The following is a 1,263-nucleotide window of genomic DNA, read 5'->3' as shown; positions in this document are numbered from 1 at the left end:
GGCTCAGTGTTTTCTGGTGAGAACGAAGGTAAGCGTCGCAACACCATTAACCTAGGTATTGGACAGCGCTACCTAGTAGAAGATCAGCGTGCCATTGCAGGTATCAATGCGTTTTTTGACTATGAAGATTCATCTAAACATAAGCGTGCATCACTAGGTCTTGAGTATAAGAGAAGTAACTTTAGTGCCACTGCTAACAAGTACTACCCAATCTCAGACAAGATGGTGATTGGTGATTACACTGAAGAAGCATTGCCTGGACACGACATCAATCTAACAGGTCAGATGCCTTACGCTCCTTGGGCGACCATCAAAGGTACGCATTACTACTGGGATCAAACTGTAGGTGATAACATCTCAGGTAATGTACTAGGTGTAGAGATTGAACTATCTCCATCAATCAGCTTTGAGTTTGGTCAAGAAGACTCTAACACTAGCGAGAAGAGAAGCTACGGCATCTTAAGTATTAAACTACCATTCGATGACAATGAGAAGGCTACTAACTTCGCGCTAGATGATCAACCATTTAGAGCAAGAGCTATGATGAGCTTAGCTACTCTTGATATGGTTAAGCGTAGCAAACAGATTAAGATCGAGAAACTACTTAACAACATAGCGCCAGTGTTTACTTCAAGTGCTACTGCCAGTGTTGCTGAGAATACAGCCACAGCTATTACTATAGTAGCTACAGACGAACAAACTATTACTTACTCTATCAGTGGCACAGATGCTGCTGACTTTAGTATTAACTCATCAACAGGTGTGGTTAGCTTTAACCCAGTCCCGGATTATGAATCTCCAGCTGATAGCGATACTAACAACATTTACATCTTTACAGCTACTGCAACAGACGCTAAAGGCTTAGCAACTACTCAAAGTATTGATATTAGTGTTACCGATGTAGCAGAGCAAGGTGTAAGTGCTTCACAATCCTCATTAACCGTGGGTGAAGCAGGCACTAATACTTACACACTGGTACTTAATGATGCACCAACTGCCGATGTGGTTGTTACCCCAACGAGTAATAATACTAATGCTGCGACGGTTAGCTCAGCACTCACCTTTACCATGGTTAACTGGGCAACGCCTCAGACTGTGACAGTTACAGGTGTAAATGACGCTAACACTACCAATGAATCAGTTACTATTAGTCACAGAGCCAACAGCCCTGATACTGGCTACAATGCTGTTAGTATTGCTAGTGTAGCTGTTACTCTAGCAGATGATGATGCTGCAGGTATTACTGCTAGTGCTATTAGTGGC

General features: G+C 42.7%; 1 protein-coding gene. It reads left to right on the top strand.

The window, feature by feature from the left end; translation table 11 throughout:
• Nucleotides 1-1,263: inverse autotransporter beta domain-containing protein (locus CRYPD_RS07675; RefSeq protein ID WP_171004406.1), on the top strand; the 1,263-nt coding region annotated here is incomplete at both ends.

Origin of the sequence: Bathymodiolus heckerae thiotrophic gill symbiont, assembly GCF_900180345.1 — a bacterium.
GTDB lineage: Bacteria > Pseudomonadota > Gammaproteobacteria > PS1 > Pseudothioglobaceae > Thiodubiliella.
Note: the sequence above shows the minus strand (reverse complement) of the source record. Positions and strands in the feature narration are given on the sequence as shown.